The sequence below is a fragment of the Oscillibacter sp. 1-3 genome (assembly GCF_000403435.2).
Lineage (GTDB): Bacteria > Bacillota > Clostridia > Oscillospirales > Oscillospiraceae > Oscillibacter.
This window is the reverse complement of record NZ_KE159703.1, coordinates 1200878-1218755: the sequence shown is the minus strand read 5'-3', so window position 1 is coordinate 1218755 and position 17878 is coordinate 1200878. Positions and strand designations below refer to the sequence as shown.

Sequence of the window (17878 nt, the reverse complement as noted above, 5' to 3'; positions counted from 1 at the left end):
TTATGGATGCATTTTACAATGATATTTCCATTTTTGCAAGTCTGTTTGTACAATAGGAGCATAAAAACAAGCGTCCCCCATGGCGGAATGCGCTTGCAGAAAGGTGGAAATGAGATGGAACGTTATCTGCTTTCCGGAAATGAAGCGATTGCCCGCGGCGCGTACGAGGCGGGCGTCCAGGTGTGCTCCGCTTATCCCGGCACTCCCAGCACAGAAATCTTTGAGAATCTTCCCCAATATCAAGACGCCCTGTACTGTGAATGGGCGCCCAACGAAAAGGTCGCCGCCGAAGTGGCCTATGGCGCGGCCATTGCCGGCGTCCGCAGCCTGTGCGCCATGAAGCATGTGGGTCTGAACGTGGCGGCCGATCCTCTTTTTACCGCCGCCTACAACGGCGTGGGCCGCGGGTTTGTAGTAGTGACGGCCGATGATCCCAGTATGCATTCCTCCCAAAATGAACAGGACAACCGATATTACGCGAAGGCCGCCCGATTGGCGCTGATAGAGCCCTCCGACTCCCAGGAATGCATCGACTTCCTGAAAGAGGCCTATTGTATCTCCGAGCGATTTGATATGCCCGTGCTGTATCGTACCACCACGCGCGTCTCTCACTCCAAGAGCATCGTGACCCTTGGCACGCGGGAGGAAATCCCGGCAGTTCCCTACCGCCGGAATGAAAAGAAATTCGTCTCCTCTCCCGCCAACGCCTATGAAAATCACCCAAAAGCAGAGCGGAATCTGGCGGCGCTGGAGGAATATGGCTGCACCTCCCCGCTCAACAGGATGGAGCTGAGAGGAACCAAGGCGGGCGTCATCACCGCGTCCGTCGCGTATCAGTACGCCAAGGATGTCTTTCCGGAGGACACCTCGTTTTTGAAGCTGGGGCTGACCCATCCCCTCCCAATGAAATTGATCCGGGAGTTTGCCTCAAAGGTGGAAAAACTGTACATCATCGAAGAGCTGGAACCCTTCATGGAGGAACAGATCAAGGCCGCCGGCATCCCCTGCACCGGAAAGGAGCTGGTCAGCCGTCTTTATGAGCTGAATCCTCAGCGGCTGCGGGAGATGGTATTCGGCGTCAAGCCGCAGGTCAAGGAGCTGCCGGTATCGGCGGTATCCCGGCCGCCGGCTCTGTGCCCGGGCTGTCCGCACCGGGGATTTTTCTACACTATGTCCAAGGGGAAAGACTTTGTTATTACAGGCGACATCGGCTGCTATACCCTGGGCGCGGCGCCTCCGCTGAACGCCATGGATACCTGCGTCTGCATGGGAGGCGGATTCTCCGTCGGGATGGGGATGTCCAAGGCCTTTAAGGTGACCGGGCAGACTGAAAAAAAGGTCTTTGGCGTTCTGGGGGACTCCACGTTTTTTCACAGCGGCATGACCGGCGCCGCCGAGATTCTCTACAATCAGGGAAATATGATTCCCGTAGTGCTGGATAACTCCATCACCGGCATGACCGGCCACCAGGATAACCCCGGCAGCGGCTATACTCTCCAGGGCGGCACAGCTGCCGCCATCAAAATCGAGGATGTGCTGAGGGCCTATGGCTATCAGAATATTATCATTGTAGATCCGCAGGATCTGGCCGCCATGCAGAAGGCCATAGACGACGCGCTGGCCTCTCAGGTGCCGGCCGCTGTCATCACCCGCCGCCCCTGCCTGCTGATTAAACGGATCAAGCATGACACCGGCCTCTGCCATGTGGACAGCGGCGTATGCATCGGCTGCAGAAAGTGTTTGAAGGTGGGCTGTCCCGCTGTTATGATGAAGAGCGGCAAGTCCTTTATCGATCCCACCCAGTGCGTAGGCTGCACCGTCTGCGCCCAGGTCTGTCCTGTGGGCGCAATCACCAGAAAGGAGAGCTGAGTATGGAACGGAAAAGTGCGCTTTTGGCAGGCGTCGGCGGTCAGGGAGCCATTCTTACGGCAAAGATCCTGGCAGCGGGCCTGATGCGGGCGGGCTGCGATGTGAAAATGTCCGAGGTCCATGGAATGAGCCAGCGGGGCGGAAGCGTCTCCACCCAGGTACACTGGGGCGACAAGGTCTATTCCCCTGTGATCGGCCAAGGCGCCGCGGACATCGTGGTGGCCTTCGAGAAGATGGAGGCTGTCCGCTGCGCCGCGTTTCTCAAACCCGACGGCGCAGCCGTCATCAACGACTATGAGATCCCCTCCTCCACCATCGCCGCAGGGCTGTGCCAGTACCCGGAGGGCTGTCTGGAGGCCATGGAGGCCAACTTTAAGTGCTTTACCCTGAACGCCGGGCAGATTGCCATCGGCCTGGGGAATGCCAAATGTATGAACGTAGTGCTGTTTGGCGCCATGACGCGGGCCCTTGAGATGGACGGCATTGATTGGGAGGCCGTGATCCGCGATACCGTGCCCCCCCGATCTCTGGAGCTGAATTTGGCGGCATACCGGGCGGGCCGGGAAGCCGTTTGATAAACGGAGGTGCACAGAATGCTGCTTGAAGAATACCGGCAGAAGCTCCGGACCCCGCAGGAGGCCGTCAAGGCCGTGAAAAGCGGCGACTGGGTGGATTACACCTCCAATGTGTGCTTTCCCACCCTGCTGGACCAGGCTCTGGCAGCGCGCAGGGACGAGCTGACCGACGTAAAGGTACGGGGCAACCTGTGCTTTGGCCCGATCCGGATCGTGGAGTGCGATCCCGGCCGGGAGCACTTCACCTACAACTCTTGGCACTGTTCCGCCTATGAGCGAAAGCTCTGCGACAGGGGACAGTGCAGCTATATCCCCATGATTTTTCGCAATGTCGTGCCCTATTACCGGCATTTTCTCACGGTGAATGTGGCCATGATGTGCGTCCCTCCCATGGATAGGCACGGGTATTTCAACCTCTCCTGCGCCTCCGGCATCGCCCGCGGCATCCTGGAAAAGGCGGATATTGTCATTCTGGAGGTCAACGAGCACCTGCCCCGCATTCTGGGCGGCTTCGACGAGTCCATTCACCTCAGCGACGTGGACTATGTGGTGGAGGGCGAGCATGCGCCCCTGCCGCAGTTTCCGGTTGCTCCGCCCACAAACGAGGATCGAAAGATCGCGGAGCTCCTGATTCCGCATATTCCCTCCGGCGCCGCCTTGCAGCTGGGCATCGGCGGTATGCCCAATGTGGTAGGCTCCCTGCTGGCCCAGTCGGATTTGAAGGACCTGGGAATGCACACAGAGCTGTGCGGCGACGCCTATTATGAACTCTTCCGGGCCGGAAAGCTGACAAACGCCCGCAAAAACATTCACCGCCACAAGGGAATGACCGGCATTGTCTTTGGGTCCCGCGCGCTGTACGACTGGGTGGATCAGAATCCCGGCGTCGTGGCCGCCCCGCTGGAATACGTCAACGCGCCGGAGGTTATCGCGCAGCTGGACAACATGATCTCCATCAACAGCTGTATCGCCGCGGACCTCTATGGACAGGTCTGCGCTGAAAGCGCGGGACTGCGGCAGATCAGTGGAACCGGCGGCCAGCTGGATTATCTCACCGGCGCGGCGATGTCAAAGGGGGGAAAGGCTTTTATCTGTATGACGTCCTCCTTTACAGATAAGACCGGCGTCCGCCGTTCCCGCGTCCTTCCTCACTTCGGCGGAGACATCGTCACCGATCCCCGCAGCCAGGCCTACTACCTTGTCACGGAATATGGAGCTGTGAATCTGGCGGGCCGTTCTGTCTGGGAGCGGGCGGAGCGGCTCATCTCAATCGCTCACCCGGATTTCCGGGAGGAGCTGATCGCCGCCGCCGAGCGGCAGAAGATCTGGCGGAACTCCAACAGACGATAATACCGGAGGCACCGGGAATACGTACATTTCAAACGGGTCCGGCGGCAGATAACTGCCGCCGGACCCGTTTGAAATGTATGTCGGTCCGAGCTGAAAATCCGCTTAAAAACAGCCGGGCGTCCGCTGCCGCGGCGGCCCAGGGCTGTGGATGTGCCATTGTGAAAAGTGACGGAGATTGGGGTAAAAATTTGGATTTATTCCATTTGAAATGAATAAAATTATACAAATAAAAAAAGGGAACCATGCTATAATACACAATACAATTTGAGCATTGCTGTATATGCAATGCTCAAAAAATCTAAAAGCGGAGGATTTTTATGAAGAAGTTTTTAGCAATGATGTTGGTCTTCCTCATGCTTCTCTCTTTAGCGGCATGCGGCGGCAGTCCTGGCAATTCTAACAGTGGAGGGGACTCCGGCAGCGGACAAGGCTCGGGCAGCGCGGGGACGATCACTCTGAAAGCCGGCATGAGCGGCAACGAGACGTCTCCTACATATGTCGCTCTTTCGGAGTTTAAGCGGCTGGTAGAGGAGCGGACGGAAGGCCGCTATGAAATCGAGATCTATACCAACGACCAGCTTTCCTCCGGCGAGCAGATGAAGGCCGTGGAAATGACCATGAACGGCACCATTGATATTGGAATGCACGCGGGCTCCCTTTGGGGGACGTATGTGCCCCAAATTCAGGTGGTCAGCACGCCGTTCCTGTTTTCCAGCTATGATGAGGCGGACAAGCTGGTTCTGGACCCCGAGTCCGAGGGCTACAAGCTGATTGAGGGCTGGCTGGGAGAGAAGGGCGTCCACACGCTGGGCATTCTGGAGCAGGGCTTCCGGCAGCTGTCCAACTCCAAAAAGGAGATTCTCACCCCGGACGACATCAAGGGCATGAAGTTCCGTGTTCCGCAGACCTCCATGCTGATCGACGCGTTCGCCGCGATGGACGCCAGCGCCTCTCCCATGAGCTTCTCTGAGGTTTACACGGCTTTGCAGCAGGGAACCATCGACGGTCAGGAGAATCCCCTGAGCGCCATGGTGACCGGCAAGTTCGAGGAAGTGCAGAAGTATGTCACCATGTGGAACTACTCCTACGACATTTTTGTAATCAACGCCAGCGGCAAGGTCTGGGACAGCCTGAGCGACGAGGACAAGGCAATCTTCGAAGAGTGCGGCAAGGAGGCCTGCGCGGCTGAGATTGCCGCCTCCCGCGAGGCCGACGACGGCTTCAGGAAGATCGTCGAGGATGCCGGCGTGCAGATTACAGAGCTGACCGCTGAACAGCAGGCGGCCTTTGCGGAGGCCTGCGCCTCTGTGTATGAAAAGTACCGGGACACCATGGGCGAGGACGTCTATGCCGCTTTTGGCTATGAATTCAACTGACAGAGATCTCCTCCTATCATCAAATAGTTTCATTTTTCGCAGGTTTTCATTAATAAAGTAACCGATGATGGGACTGTTGCGAAAGCTGGCTTTGCAACAGTCCCGCCTGCAATATGTCACCTTGAATAGGTTGAGAGTATAAGAAGGAGATGTACATGGACAAAAAGGGATTCAAGTATGTTTGGGAGCATCTCGAGGAGACGGCCGCGGCAGTCATTATCCTGATTATGGCAGTCATCAATTTTGCCAATGTGGTGGGCAGATTTGTGTTCAGGCACCCTCTCGCCTGGGCGGATGAGCTGACGCTGCTGCTGTTTCTGTGGGCCACCATGGCGGGCGCCGCCATTGCTTTTAAGCGCGGGAGCCATTTTAACATGGGCCTGCTCTCAGAGTCCGGAGGAAAGACCCGGCATATTATCCTGGGTACGGTAATTCTGATCTTTAATGTACTGTTCAGCATTCTGCTCTTTGTTACCGGAATTAAAATGGTAACAAACCAGATCTCGTTCAATGGAATACTGCCGACATTGCATATCCCCCAAGCCCTTCAGGGGGCCGCCGTTCCGATTGGAGCGTTTTTCATGATTATACGCTCGGTTGAGGGATTTCTGGCAACCCTGAGGAAAGAGAGGCAGAACACATGACTGGAATTTTACTATTTGGTTCCTTTGCCGTATTGTTGATTTTAGGTGTTCCAATTTGTATTTCTTTGGGACTGTCCTCCGTTGTCGGGCTGCTGGCCAGCGGCTTCGACTTGGGGATGCTTCCGGATACGATCTACGCCTCCGTCTGTAAGTATGCCCTGCTGGCGGTTCCCTTTTTCGTGCTGGCAGGCGCCATTATGGAGTACGCGGGTATCTCCGAAAAACTGATTCACTTTGCGGATACCTGTGTGGGCCATCGGAAAAGCGGCCTGATTACGGTGGTCGTTATAACCTCCTGTTTTTTTGCGGCGATCTCCGGCTCCGGCGCGGCGGCTGTGGCCGCTCTGGGCGGAATTCTGATTCCCGCCATGGTGGACGCGAAATACGACAGGGGAATGTCCTCTGTCCTGGTAAGCGCGTCAGGAGCAATCGGCATCATCATTCCGCCGAGCATCGGTTATGTGGTGTACGCCTCGATTGTGAACGTGTCCGTCAGCGATTTGTTCCTCGCCGGAATCATTCCCGGCATTTTGCTGGGGGTTTCCTATATCGTTGTCGCCGTATGGCTCTCCAGAAACAATCACGAGATCATTCGTCACGAGCCGGCCAGCGGAAAGGAGAGATGGGACGCCTTCAAGGATGCCTTCTGGGGACTGCTGATGCCGGTTATCATCCTGGGCGGCATTTACGGCGGCATCTTTACACCCACGGAGGCGGCCGCGGTAGCCGTGATTTACGGACTGATTGTGGGTATCTTTATCTACAAAAAGATTACGATGAAAAATATCCTGACAGTTTTGCGGAGCGCGGCGATTTCCTCCGCCACAGTCATGTATGTGGTCGCCTGCGCGTCGGTTTTCGCGTGGATTTTGACGACCTCGCATGTGGCGACGGACTTGTCCGACGCGATGATGTCTATTTCCAATAATAAAATTATTCTGCTCCTGCTGGTAAACGTGGTCTTTTTGATCGCCGGTTGCTTTTTGGACGGAAGCTCCGCCTATTACATTTTCCTGCCCGTGATTCTGCCGATTCTGCAGGCGTTGGATGTGGATCTGGTACAGGCCGGCGTTTTCATCACAGTGAACATTGCGATTGGCCTGATTACGCCGCCGATTGGAATCAACCTCTATGTGGGCGCGGGAATTGCGGGCGTCACGGTCTCCAGCTTGGTGAAGAAGGTGATCCCCTTTGTGCTCGGCGGAATCATCGTCCTGCTTCTGCTGACATTTGTCCCTCAGCTGTCGGTTGGAATTCTGCATCTGGCCGGCTAAGCGCCTGTTACATCCGATCTTTTCATTAAAAATTTTACGGAATTGAGGAGGTTACTATGAAATACGAAAATGATTTTCTTCTGAAGCTCTACAAAGACATTTTGGAGACACGGCTGTTAGAGGTAAAGATGACGGACCTCTATGCCGAGAGCAGAGTGCCCGGACATATCCACAGCGGCACAGGGCAGGAAGCCGCCTTCGCGGGCGTGCTGGCCACAAGAAAACCGGGAGACTATTTTAAGCTGCCCCATCGGGTCGTTGCTTCGGCGTATCTTGTCGGCGATCCTCTTGACACCTTCTTTGGCGAAATTCTGGCGAAGAAAACCGGCAACTCCGGGGGACGCGGCGGCATTAACCATTTGGGCAGACTGTGCGACGGCGTCCTGGGCATGTCCGGTACGCTTGGCTGCGACGCGGCCATTCCCGTCGGCGCGGCAATGACGATTGAGGCGGAAGGACGGGACAATGTCGCCTTCTTCTTCGTAGGAGACGGCGCGGCAAACCGCGGCCCCGTCTACGAGGCGATGGTTCTGGCTGCCGACTGGAAGCTGCCGGTGGTCTTCGTCTGCGTCAATAACGAATTCGCTATTTCTACGCCGGCCGTCTATTCCTCCTCGGTTCCCAATGTCCTGGCCGACAAGGCGGCGGGCTATAATATGCCCTCTGTGGTGGTAGACGGCACAGACGTTTTGCAGACTTATGAGGGCGCGTCCAAAATCGTTGAAAGCGTCCGCGCCGGTAACGGCCCGGCGGTGATCGAGTGCAAATGCTACCGCTGGAGAGGCCACTTTGAGGGCGACCAGTGCGCCTACCGGGACCCGGCGGTTACGGAGAAGTGGATTCAGGAGAAGGACTGCGTCAAGAATTTTGAAAAGACCTTGATCGAGCAGGGGGTCCTGACGGCAGAACAGGCGAAGAAGATGCGAGAGGACTTCGACAGCAAAATGGAAGAGGCCATCGCGCATGCTGAGGCTGCTCCTGAGATGACAGCTGATGAAATTTATGATTTTCTTTATGTCTGATAGGGGAGGATGAAAATATGAAAGTCACATTTGGCAGAGCAATCAGCGACGCGCTGAATGAGGAGATGCGCAGAGACAGCAAGGTCATCATTTATGGCGAGGATGTCGCTGAGTTCGGCAATATTTTTGGCCTCACCCGCGGAATGCTGGAGGAATATGGACCCAAGCGGGTCCGCAACACCCCCATTACCGAAACGGCAATTATTGGAAGCGCCATCGGCGCGGCTGAGACCGGCCTGCGTCCCTGCATTGAGCTGATGTACTCGGACTTTACGACGGTCTGCTTCGCCGAAATTTACCACTGCGTTGCGAAATGGAGATATATGCACGGGCCTGAGTATAAGCTGCCGCTGGTGATCCGCAACGCCTCCGGCAGTGCGAACGGCGCGGGCTCCGAGCACTCCAACTGCGTGGAGAGCCTGTTCATGCACTCCCCCGGTCTGACGATTGTGACCCCGTCCTGCGCCTACGATGCGAAGGGCCTTTTGAAGTCCGCGATCCGGTCCGACAACCCCGTGCTTTTCTGTGAACCGAAGCTGCTCTATCAGTCCAAGCAGGAGATCCCTGACGAAATTTATAACAGCGATTACACCATCCCCCTGGGGCTGGCCGATGTCAAACGCGCGGGGACGGACGTTACTCTGGTTGCGATTGGCCTGATGGTTCCGCGGGCGCTGGAGGCAGCGGAAAAACTGGCTGCGGAGGGAATCTCGGTGGAAGTGGTCGACCCCCGCACCATTGCTCCCCTGGACAAAGACACCATCTACCAGTCTATTCGCAAGACCCATCGGGCGGCCATTGTCGAAGAGGGCAATAAGACAGCCGGTATTGGAGCGGAACTGGCGGCGCAGTTCCAGGAGGAGTTGTATGACGAATTGGACGGTCCTGTAGCGCGGATTGCCGCTTTGGATGTCCCCATGCCTTACAACATTTCTATGGAGCATTATTCCATTCCGGACGCCAACAACATCGTGGAGACGATCCGTGGAATGCTTTGATCGGATCAAATCATTTGAGAAGGAGGAGCATGTTCAGGACCCGGAAGGGTCCTGGCAGGATTTTGAATTATGAGCGTTGAAATCGTAATGCCCCGGGCTGGCCTGACCATGGTGGAAGGAACAATCGGCACCTGGAAAGCCGCCGAGGGCGCACATGTTAACAAGGGCGACACGATCATGGAGTACGAGAATGAAAAAAATATGATCGAGTACGAGGCGCTGTCATCCGGAACTCTTCACATTCTTGCCAAGGAAGGCGACACTGTCAAGGTCGGAGCGCTCATTGCTGTTCTGGCCGACGATCAGGCGGAATATGACGCAATCGTCAAAGGCGGAGCTGCGCCGGCGCCTGCCGCACCGGCCGCACCAGCCGCACCGGCGCCTGCCGCCGCAGCCGACGGCGCTGTTACCGAGATTGAGATGCCGCGCGCCGGCTTAACTATGGTGGAGGGCACGATTACAAGGTGGATCGTTCCAGAGGGAACGGAGGTGGTCAAGGGCCAGGCCGTCATGGAGTATGAAAATGAGAAGAACTCCATTGAATACGAGATCGTGCACGGCGGATTCCTGCACATTGTCGCTCAGGAGGGCGAGACCATCCAGGTGGGCGCTCCCATTGCCTATGTGACGGACACCAAAGAGCAGTATGAACAGCTGATCGCTTCCAACGGCGCCGCCGCGGCCGCTCATTCCTCCGCGGAAGACGGCGAAGCGGAAAAGGGCTGCGCAAGAAACTGCCCCACCTGTGTGCACACAAGCGCCGCCGCCCCCGAGGCGCCGCCTGTGACAGGGAGAATCCGCGCCTCCGGCTTGGCGAAGAAGATGGCGCGTGAAGCGGGAATCGATCTGGCGGCTGTTGCGCCCTCCGGCGGGCCAAACGGTATGCGCATTGTCGCCAAAGACGTCAAAGCGTATTTGGACCGCCCCCGGGCTGCTGCTGCGGTTCCCTCTGTCGAGGATGAGGTGACGGAGATCCCCTGGACCGGGGTCCGCAAGACGATTGCCCGCAATATGTTCAACAGTATGCAGCAAATGGCGCAGAGCACCTGTGTGTGCGAAGTCGACGCAACCGAGCTTTTGTCTTTGCGTGCAAAGCTGGTGGAGGACAAGGATGTGCTCGGCTGCAAGATCACGGTGAACGATCTGCTGTGCAAAATGCTTGGCAAGATCCTCCCGAAGCATCCATACGCAAACGCCACATTTGACGGAAAGACCCTTTATACACATAAGCATGTCCACCTCTGCGTGGCTGTGGGCGCTGAGGACGGCCTGCTGGTGCCGGTGGTAAAGAACATCGATCAGTTGAGCCTGCGTGAGATCAGCGAGAGGGTCCGGGATCTGGCGGCTCGCGCAAAAGAAAGGAAGCTGCAGCCTGACGAGCAGGCCGGCGGAACCTGTACAATCACCAATGTGGGCATGTTCCCCATCGATATTGGAACGCCTGTGATCAATCCGCCTCAAACCGCCATCTTCGGATTTGGCAGAACGGTGCGCAAAGCGGTTGTGATGCCGGATGACTCCATTGTTCCCCGTTCTATGATGAATGTGTTTCTGACCTTTGATCATCAGATTTTGGACGGCTTGGAGGTCGGCCGGATTCTCAAGGATACCCAGTATTATATTGAGCATCCGGAGATGATTCTGGCTTGAGTATGGAGGAATACAGATCATGAAAATTGCAATTGTCGGCGGCGGCCCCGGCGGGTATGTCGCCGCAATCCGTGCCGCTCAGCTGGGAGCGGATGTGGTGCTGGTGGAAAAGCAGTATCTTGGCGGAACGTGTCTGAACGTTGGCTGTATCCCCACCAAATGCCTGCTGCACAGCGCCGAGCTTGTCTCTGCGCTTAAGGAGCAGGGAGAGGAAATCGGCGTCGAGGCATCTGACGTACGGGTGAATTTTCCGCAGGTGATCCGGCACAAGAATGCGATTTCCCAAAAGCTGACAGGCGGAGTCGCCGGGCTTCTGAAAGCCAACAAGGTCAAAAAGATCGACGGCGAGGCCTATTTTGGAGGGCCGCGCCGGATGAAGGTCCTGAAAAGCGACGGGACGGAGGAGGATCTGGCTGCGGACGCGTATATCCTGGCTGTCGGCTCTGTTAACGCGGTCCCCCCCATCCCGGGCATGAGGGAAAACCCCAATTGCATCGACTCCACCGGCGCGCTGTCTTTGGAGACCCTGCCCAAGTCCATGGTGGTGATTGGCGGAGGCGTCATCGGCCTGGAGCTGGCCTGCGCCTATGCGGCCTTCGGCACCAGGATCACCGTGGTGGAGGCAATGGACCACATGCTGCCCATGCTGGACGGCGATCTGACGAAGGTGGGCGTGGCCCATATGAAGAAGATGGGGATGGAGTTTCATCTGGAGTGTCCCGTGCAGGCTGTGGAGGCCTCTCCCGCGGGCGCAAAGGTCGTCTGCCGGAACAAAGCCGGTGAAACAGTGAGCTTTGAGGCGGAGAAGGTCCTTGTGGCGACAGGCCGGCGGGCGAATACCGATTCTCTGCATCTGGATGCCTGCGGCATCAGGCATGAAAAAGGCTATATCCTGGTCAATGAGAAGATGGAGACCAATATCTCCGGCGTATACGCTATCGGCGACTGCGTGAAGGGGTATGCCCAGTTGGCCCACACGGCCAGCGCAATGGGCGAGGTGGCCGCAGAGAATATTATGGGGATTTCTGCCGTATACGATGAGAGCACAAACCCTACCTGTGTATATATGGAACCGGAGGCGGCCTCTGTGGGTCTCACGGAGGAGCAGGCGCGAGCCAAAGGCATTGACTACATCGCGGGCAAGTTCCCCATGACAGCAAACGGCAAGGCGCTGATCCTTAACGGCGGAGAGGGCCTTGTAAAGATCATTGCGGGGAAACAGTACGGCGAAGTGCTGGGCATGCACATTATCGGGCCCCGGGCGACCGATTTGATCGCCGAGGGAGCCTTAGCAATCCGCGTAGAGGCCACGATGGATGAACTGATCTCCACGATTCACTCCCACCCCACCGTCAGCGAGACCATGCGGGAAGCCGCGCTGGATGTGTTGGGACGGGCAGTACATATTGTCTCGCACCGCTGAGCGAAATCCGCTGCGGCAATGGAACAGCAGCGGACTGCCGGCCTTGTCGTTTTCCTCCTTATCAACAAAAGAATTCTTTCCAGTCAAAATGATGCAGTCAGGAAGCAAGCTGTAAGCTTGCTTCCTGACTGCATCATGACATCTTACGGGGCGCCGGCTGCACGCAGATCACTCGCCAGGGCAGTACCCAGCCGGGAGGCGACAAATACAGTTTGTGCCAGAGACGCAGCCGATAAACATACGCGCAGTCCCGTCTGCCGTAACAGTCTGTAATCCAGTCCGCTATCGCGACGGAGTTTTCGTTCATATTCATCCGGTGATACCGTCCTGCAATCCGGACCATAATGGATGCTCACGTAGGTCTGCTGGAACGCCGGAACAAATATTGGTCATCCCATGCACAAGCCGGCGGAACGGCGCCGGAATACGCCGCGAGCGTCAATCCGCCATCCTGCCGGTTTTGAAACGGACACTGGCGCCGGCAAGTCGGAGTTTTCCTGTTTGAAGACCGGGCAGGTGCTTTACTGTCATGCCCGCAGCCGCTGCCGCCGCTATTCCTCCCTAGGCCATGTTTGAAAAATGGCGGAATGCCCAACGGCGAGAGATGTTTTCGCCAATCAAGGCAAATTTTTGCAGGCGGGCTGACGCCCGGCAAGAACATTTAACGTAGAGTGCCGGATAAAGATCCACCGTTTGGGCGTTTTGACTTTTTTCAAACAAGGCCTAGACGTCTGCAATTTGACATACCAGACTTTCATAGTCGCCTTTGGCCGCATCCACAATGGTAAAAGGATTTTGATAAAACACATATCGCCGGAATAGAGCGTTTCCTGAAAAAGACACCTCACATAATCCGCGCTCTACGCTGTCCGGCAGATGTGTCAGCTCGATCACCACTTGTTCCGCCTTGGGATCTTGACAATAATAGTCCAAATAGGCGCTGGCACAGAGGCAGCGTATATCTCCCCGGATTTGTCCGATATTTCCCTGACACTTGTATAGAGTCAGCGCCTTTATAACCTCCAGATCTACGCAGAACGGTTTTCCGATATTTTCGGACTCTTCCCACAAAAAACGAAACACAAACTGTATCCGTTCATCAAAACTTCGTTTTTCCAGGGGAGGAATATTGATTGCTACCGCTATGCGCCGCAAAAACGTAGACAGCAGCGCGTTTTGGGGATCTTCTGTGGTCGCTGCGATAATTCGGATTTTTGCCCGCCGGTAATCCCGGGTCTCGCCGAGGCGCTGAAAAATTCCCTTGTCGATCAGCAAAAACATTTTTTCCTGTCCCTCCGGAGATAACCGGTGGGCCTCATCCAGAAACAGGACGCCGCCATCCGCCTGGTCGATGATTCCGGGCGTATCCTTGTCCGCGCCGGTAAACGCCCCCTTTTTATAGCCGAAAAGCTGAGAGAGAAGCAGCTGCGGATTTTCAGAATAACTGGCGCAATTGTAGATCACGAACTTTGCGCCGCTGTCCAAAAGGCCTGTTTCCACGGCAAAGTCATACATCGCCTCCGCAAAATGCGACTTGCCGGTTCCTGTTTCGCCGGTAATCAGCGTATGCAAACCATTCGGCGGATACAAAATAGCCGATTTTGCCTGGTCAATGCACTTTTTCAAACTCTGATCCGCGCCAACAAAGCCGGCAAAGCTTTTGCCCAGTAACGGCTGCCTGCGGCTGTCCGCCTCCGGCCGCTGATATTTTCCCTCCGCATATGGGGGCTCCGGCGCATTGAGGGCCTCCTTAAATTGGGCGTAATTTTCCCAAATACATTGAGAGACGTTAACGCCGGTAACCTTTTCCAAATCCTCCTTGGCAAAGAAATAGACCGGACGTCCTAAAATTTTCACTACGAGACCGTCTTTTACCAGCGCGTTCAACTCCATACAGGTGTTATTCATAGTGATATTCAAACACTTTCCGATGCCGGCAGCGTCATATTCCCGGAAGTCAGCGCTGTTGATGCGTTTGAGCGTAATCTGCTGTGTCAGTTCAGACAACTGCTGGTATACGCGCTCCCGCCTTGATAATTTATTGTTATTTTCCATGGACTTCTATACCTCAAAAATTCGTCCAAGATTCGGGATATTAGTCGTGTCATGGATTGCGCGCAGAGCGCTCCACAAAGAGACCTGATCGCCTTGAAGAACCGGTATGCCAAGAGAGGACTCTATATCCTTCAGCCTGTCGATCCCCTGCGTACAGGCCGTGTTCAAAATCAGCGCATCCGCGTCGGCAAGGTTCACATTCTGCAAGGACTTCAGAATATCCTCCATACAAATCTGTTCCATCATGCGGATGCTGCTCTCAATCCCCGGATGCGAAAGCTGGTATATATTCCCAATTCGCACCCCGTTTTGAAGCATCTTCCGCTTAAACAGCAAATTCAGCTCTTCGGTGTGGGGGGAGATGACGGCAGGGCGTTTGATCCCAAGCATATGGATTGCCTCCAGCATCGCATAAAACCCCGTAATACAAGGGGTGCCCGAGGACTGCTCCACAATATTCGTGATCGATTTTCCATTAATCGCTCCCGCCATAATGCTGCTGAAAACAATGATATTCGGCTCCACGCAGCATAAATCTGCCGCTACACCGCCAACCAGCTCCAGCATATCACTCAAGCCCTGAAAAGAGATGTGGTTGAATTTTACGCGCGCCGTGGAAATGCCGATATAAGGCGGCGCATAGCGGTGGAACAGCATCTCGGTGACTATTCCCGATGACGGCACGATAATGCCAATTTGTTTCTCGTATCCCATATCGTTTCTCCGAACTCTTGTATACGATGCCCGCATATTCAATTCTTAGAATTTTGCGGGTCGCAGTTTCTTCTTTTATTCCCGTTATAACATAGGGCAATGGACTTTGTCAAATTGCGATTTCAGCACTGTGAATACTCCAATCCGGTTTGCCGCCTCATGCCGCCGTACCCGCAAAACGCTGTTATCCCCCCCCCCATGCGCTGAAAGCAAAAGGCGCGGCGTTCCGTCCGCTGTCTTTATGAAGCGCACGGGCGCAGCGCAAAATGCGCTCCTTGCTCGGACCGCAGGCCGTAATATTCATATTGGCAGATTTTTTGCTTCGTAAAATATCAACATGCAAAACTGCCGCATGAATTAAACACAAGGAGGTTGTTTTATGAACAACAGCACGGCCCTCTCTCAATTTGCGGTCAATCTGAAATACGAAGACATCCCCGCTGAAGTCACAGAAATGGCCAAAAAGATGGCGATACAGACCATCGGCGCCGCTCTGGCCAGCAAGGAAATGGACTTCACCCAGAGTGTTCTGGACTTTTCCAAAAAGTACAGCACCGGCCCGTCCGACGCCACTTTAATGCTTGACGGAGGAAAGACTTCTCTGCTGGGCGCAGTATTTGCCAACAGCATCATCGCCGATAACATTGACTGGGAGGACTGCAGCTGGACAGGCCACCCCTCCGCGGGACTGATCCCCGCCGCTCTGGCGCTGGCCGAATCCCGCGGGAAGTCCGGCAAGGATTTTCTGACGGCCATTGTCGCCGGCTTTGAGGTCTATCAGCGCATCGCCATGGTTATCCAGCCGCCCAGGGGCTTCAAGTCCAACATCGGCTGGGGCCTGACCAGCTGGCAGATTTTTGCCAGCTGCGCGCCCGCCGCCAAAATGATGGACCTCACCGCGGAGCAGTACGAGCAGGCCCTGGGCATTGCGGGCGTTTTGATGGCAGTTCCCAACAGCCTGGTACATTACACCATGTCCAATGTCTACCATTACCAGCACGGCTTCTGCGCACAGGACGGCGTCCTCAGCGCCATGCTGGCCGAGCACGGCGTGGACGGCATGAACGGCGCCTTTGACGGCCCTAACGGGTTCGGAGAACACCACCTGGTGTCCGCCCAGGAGACTGCGTGGTATCAGAAGGAGCTGGGCAGCCGCTGGCTCATCATGGAGACTCTGCTGAAACACTGGCCCACCAATATGTGGGTGCAGGCGTCTTTGGATATTATGGATGCCTTCATGAAGGAGGACGGCGTCACTGCCGCCGACATTGAGGAGATTATCGTCGATCCCCCCACGGAAAGACGCATGACCCTGCGTCCCGAAGGTTACGATAAGATCATTGAGGCCCAGTACAGTATTCCCTACTGCATTGCCGCCCTGCTGCTGGACCCCACCCCCGGTCCCCAGTGGTACACCGCTGAGCGGATGCACGATCCTGAGCTGCTGGCTCTGGCCTCCAAGGTGAAACCCGGTCCCTCTGCTGAACAGGACCTGCAGGAATCCTTCAATACCTTCCAGGACGGCGATTTTGTCAGCAAAACCATTACGGTCAAGTGCCGGGACGGCCGTGTGCTGAGCCGCTCTTTGTATTATCCCAAGGGACATCCGAAAAACCAGCTCACAATGGAAGAGGTCTGCGAGCGCTTCCGCGTCCAGACCCGCAACGCCCTGAGCCCGGAGAAGGCGGAGGCGGTGCTGAATACCTTGATGAATATTGAAAATCTGGAGGACATGACTGCCGTCGGTGAAATCCTGTACTGAGCCCGCCGCACAAACCGGCAGATCAGCGGATAATATATGAGATTAAAATTTTGAAAGGAAGTGTATTTGCAATGAGAAAAATCACTGTTGTGGGGGCCGGCGGCACCGGCTGCTGCACGGCCGCCGAACTGACCCTGCTGGGCAACCAGGTTACACTGTGTGAGCAGGAGGGGTGGTGCGAGGAGAATCTGGCTGCCATCAGGGCACGCGGCGGCTTTGAACTGACTGGCCTTGCCACCACCGGCTACGCCGAAATTGCCGAGGTGACCAATGATTTTGAAAAGGCCGTCTCCAGCGCCGAGGTTATTTTTGTCACCGCCCTCTCCACCCGTCACGAGGCTCTTGCCGAGGCCATGGTTCCCTACCTGCGGGATGGTCAGACGATCCTGTTCTCCGCCGGCAGCTGCGGTTCCATGATTCTGCGCAGGGTAATGGCCGAAAAGGGCTGTGGGGCCAGCGTTGTTGCCGGCGAGCTGGAGGGCAATATGTTCCCCTGCCGCATCCGCCCCAATGCCTCCGGCTTCATCGGCATGCCTGGCGGCAAGCCCAAGACCATCGCCGCTTTCCCCGCCAAGGACACGGAAAAGCTGTGTGCGGTCATCGGCGAATTCTACAAGTGTGTGCCCGCCGTGAACGTATTTGAGACCACGCTGAACGCCTCCAACATCATCGTTCATCTGGGCGGCTCTATCCTGAACACCGGCGCCGTGGAAAATACGGAGAACTTCTGCTTCTACGATCAGGGCCTGACTCCCTCCGTTTTGAAGGTCATTGAAGCGCTGGGCAATGAGCGCGACGCGATCTCCCATAAGCTGGGCTACACCGTCCGGTCCTCCGTGGGCTTCATGCAGCAGCTGGCCGACAAGGAGCAGTTCCCACAGTTCAGCGGCTTCCGCAGTCTGGAGGGTCCCCTGACCATGCAGGACCGCTACATCTTTGAAGATGCCCAGAACGGCGCCGCGTTCCTACACTCCCTGGCTGAGACCATCGGCCTGTCCGCCCCGCTGGCCCGCGCGTTCGTTACCATCGCCTCCGCGATTAACGGCACTGATTTCTATGCCTCCGGCCGCACCATGGACAAGCTGGGCATGGCCGGCATGACCGCCGAGCAGATCAACCGGTATCTGCAGGAGGGCACTCTGTAATCCCAAGCGCGGCTTTCTCAC

At 56.1% G+C, this 17878-nt stretch carries 14 protein-coding genes; 12 read left to right on the top strand and 2 right to left on the bottom strand.

Going from position 1 to position 17878, the window contains the following annotated elements:
- Positions 1-114 precede the first annotated feature (114 nt).
- The 10 genes from iorA (at position 115) to lpdA (ending at position 12181) form a co-directional block, all read left to right on the top strand.
- Positions 115-1869 (top strand): indolepyruvate ferredoxin oxidoreductase subunit alpha, encoded by a 1755-nt coding sequence (gene iorA / locus C816_RS05845; RefSeq protein WP_016321495.1) that lies wholly within the window; start codon positions 115-117, stop codon positions 1867-1869.
- Positions 1870-1871: 2 nt separating this feature from the next.
- Complete coding sequence (locus C816_RS05840; protein ID WP_016321494.1) at positions 1872-2444, top strand: indolepyruvate oxidoreductase subunit beta; 573 nt, start codon at positions 1872-1874, stop codon at positions 2442-2444.
- Positions 2445-2462: 18 nt separating this feature from the next.
- Positions 2463-3794 (top strand): butyryl-CoA--acetate CoA-transferase, encoded by a 1332-nt coding sequence (locus tag C816_RS05835; RefSeq protein WP_016321493.1) that lies wholly within the window; start codon positions 2463-2465, stop codon positions 3792-3794.
- A 317-nt stretch (positions 3795-4111) separates the two neighbouring features.
- The gene (locus C816_RS05830; RefSeq protein ID WP_016321492.1) at positions 4112-5170 is read left to right on the top strand and encodes a DctP family TRAP transporter solute-binding subunit; all 1059 of its coding nucleotides are present in this window, start codon (positions 4112-4114) and stop codon (positions 5168-5170) included.
- A 155-nt stretch (positions 5171-5325) separates the two neighbouring features.
- The gene (locus tag C816_RS05825; RefSeq protein WP_016321491.1) at positions 5326-5814 is read left to right on the top strand and encodes a TRAP transporter small permease; all 489 of its coding nucleotides are present in this window, start codon (positions 5326-5328) and stop codon (positions 5812-5814) included.
- Positions 5811-7088, top strand: a complete 1278-nt coding sequence (locus C816_RS05820; RefSeq protein ID WP_016321490.1) for a TRAP transporter large permease — start codon at positions 5811-5813, stop codon at positions 7086-7088. The genes C816_RS05825 and C816_RS05820 overlap by 4 nt, the downstream gene beginning before the upstream one ends.
- Before the next feature lie 56 nt (positions 7089-7144).
- On the top strand, positions 7145-8110 hold the full coding sequence (locus tag C816_RS05815) for a thiamine pyrophosphate-dependent dehydrogenase E1 component subunit alpha (protein WP_016321489.1): 966 nt from the start codon (positions 7145-7147) through the stop codon (positions 8108-8110).
- A 17-nt stretch (positions 8111-8127) separates the two neighbouring features.
- Positions 8128-9108, top strand: a complete 981-nt coding sequence (locus C816_RS05810) for an alpha-ketoacid dehydrogenase subunit beta (RefSeq protein ID WP_016321488.1) — start codon at positions 8128-8130, stop codon at positions 9106-9108.
- Positions 9109-9177: 69 nt separating this feature from the next.
- Entirely contained in the window at positions 9178-10758 is a 1581-nt protein-coding gene (locus C816_RS05805) for a dihydrolipoamide acetyltransferase family protein (RefSeq protein WP_016321487.1), read from the top strand.
- 19 nt (positions 10759-10777) lie between these two features.
- Positions 10778-12181 carry a dihydrolipoyl dehydrogenase gene (lpdA, locus tag C816_RS05800; protein ID WP_016321486.1) on the top strand — a complete coding sequence of 468 codons (1404 nt, stop codon included), beginning with the start codon at positions 10778-10780 and terminating at the stop codon, positions 12179-12181.
- A 723-nt stretch (positions 12182-12904) separates the two neighbouring features.
- Here lpdA and C816_RS05795 read toward each other — a convergent pair.
- Positions 12905-14236, bottom strand: a complete 1332-nt coding sequence (locus C816_RS05795) for a sigma 54-interacting transcriptional regulator (RefSeq protein WP_016321484.1) — start codon at positions 14234-14236, stop codon at positions 12905-12907.
- Positions 14237-14242: 6 nt separating this feature from the next.
- On the bottom strand, positions 14243-14950 hold the full coding sequence (locus C816_RS05790) for an aspartate racemase/maleate isomerase family protein (RefSeq protein WP_016321483.1): 708 nt from the start codon (positions 14948-14950) through the stop codon (positions 14243-14245).
- A gap of 379 nt (positions 14951-15329) precedes the next feature.
- Here C816_RS05790 and C816_RS05785 point away from each other — a divergent pair, with 379 nt between their 5' ends.
- Positions 15330-16712 carry an MmgE/PrpD family protein gene (locus C816_RS05785; protein ID WP_016321482.1) on the top strand — a complete coding sequence of 461 codons (1383 nt, stop codon included), beginning with the start codon at positions 15330-15332 and terminating at the stop codon, positions 16710-16712.
- A gap of 71 nt (positions 16713-16783) precedes the next feature.
- Entirely contained in the window at positions 16784-17857 is a 1074-nt protein-coding gene (locus C816_RS05780) for an NAD/NADP octopine/nopaline dehydrogenase family protein (RefSeq protein ID WP_016321481.1), read from the top strand.
- The last annotated feature ends 21 nt before the right edge of the window (positions 17858-17878 follow it).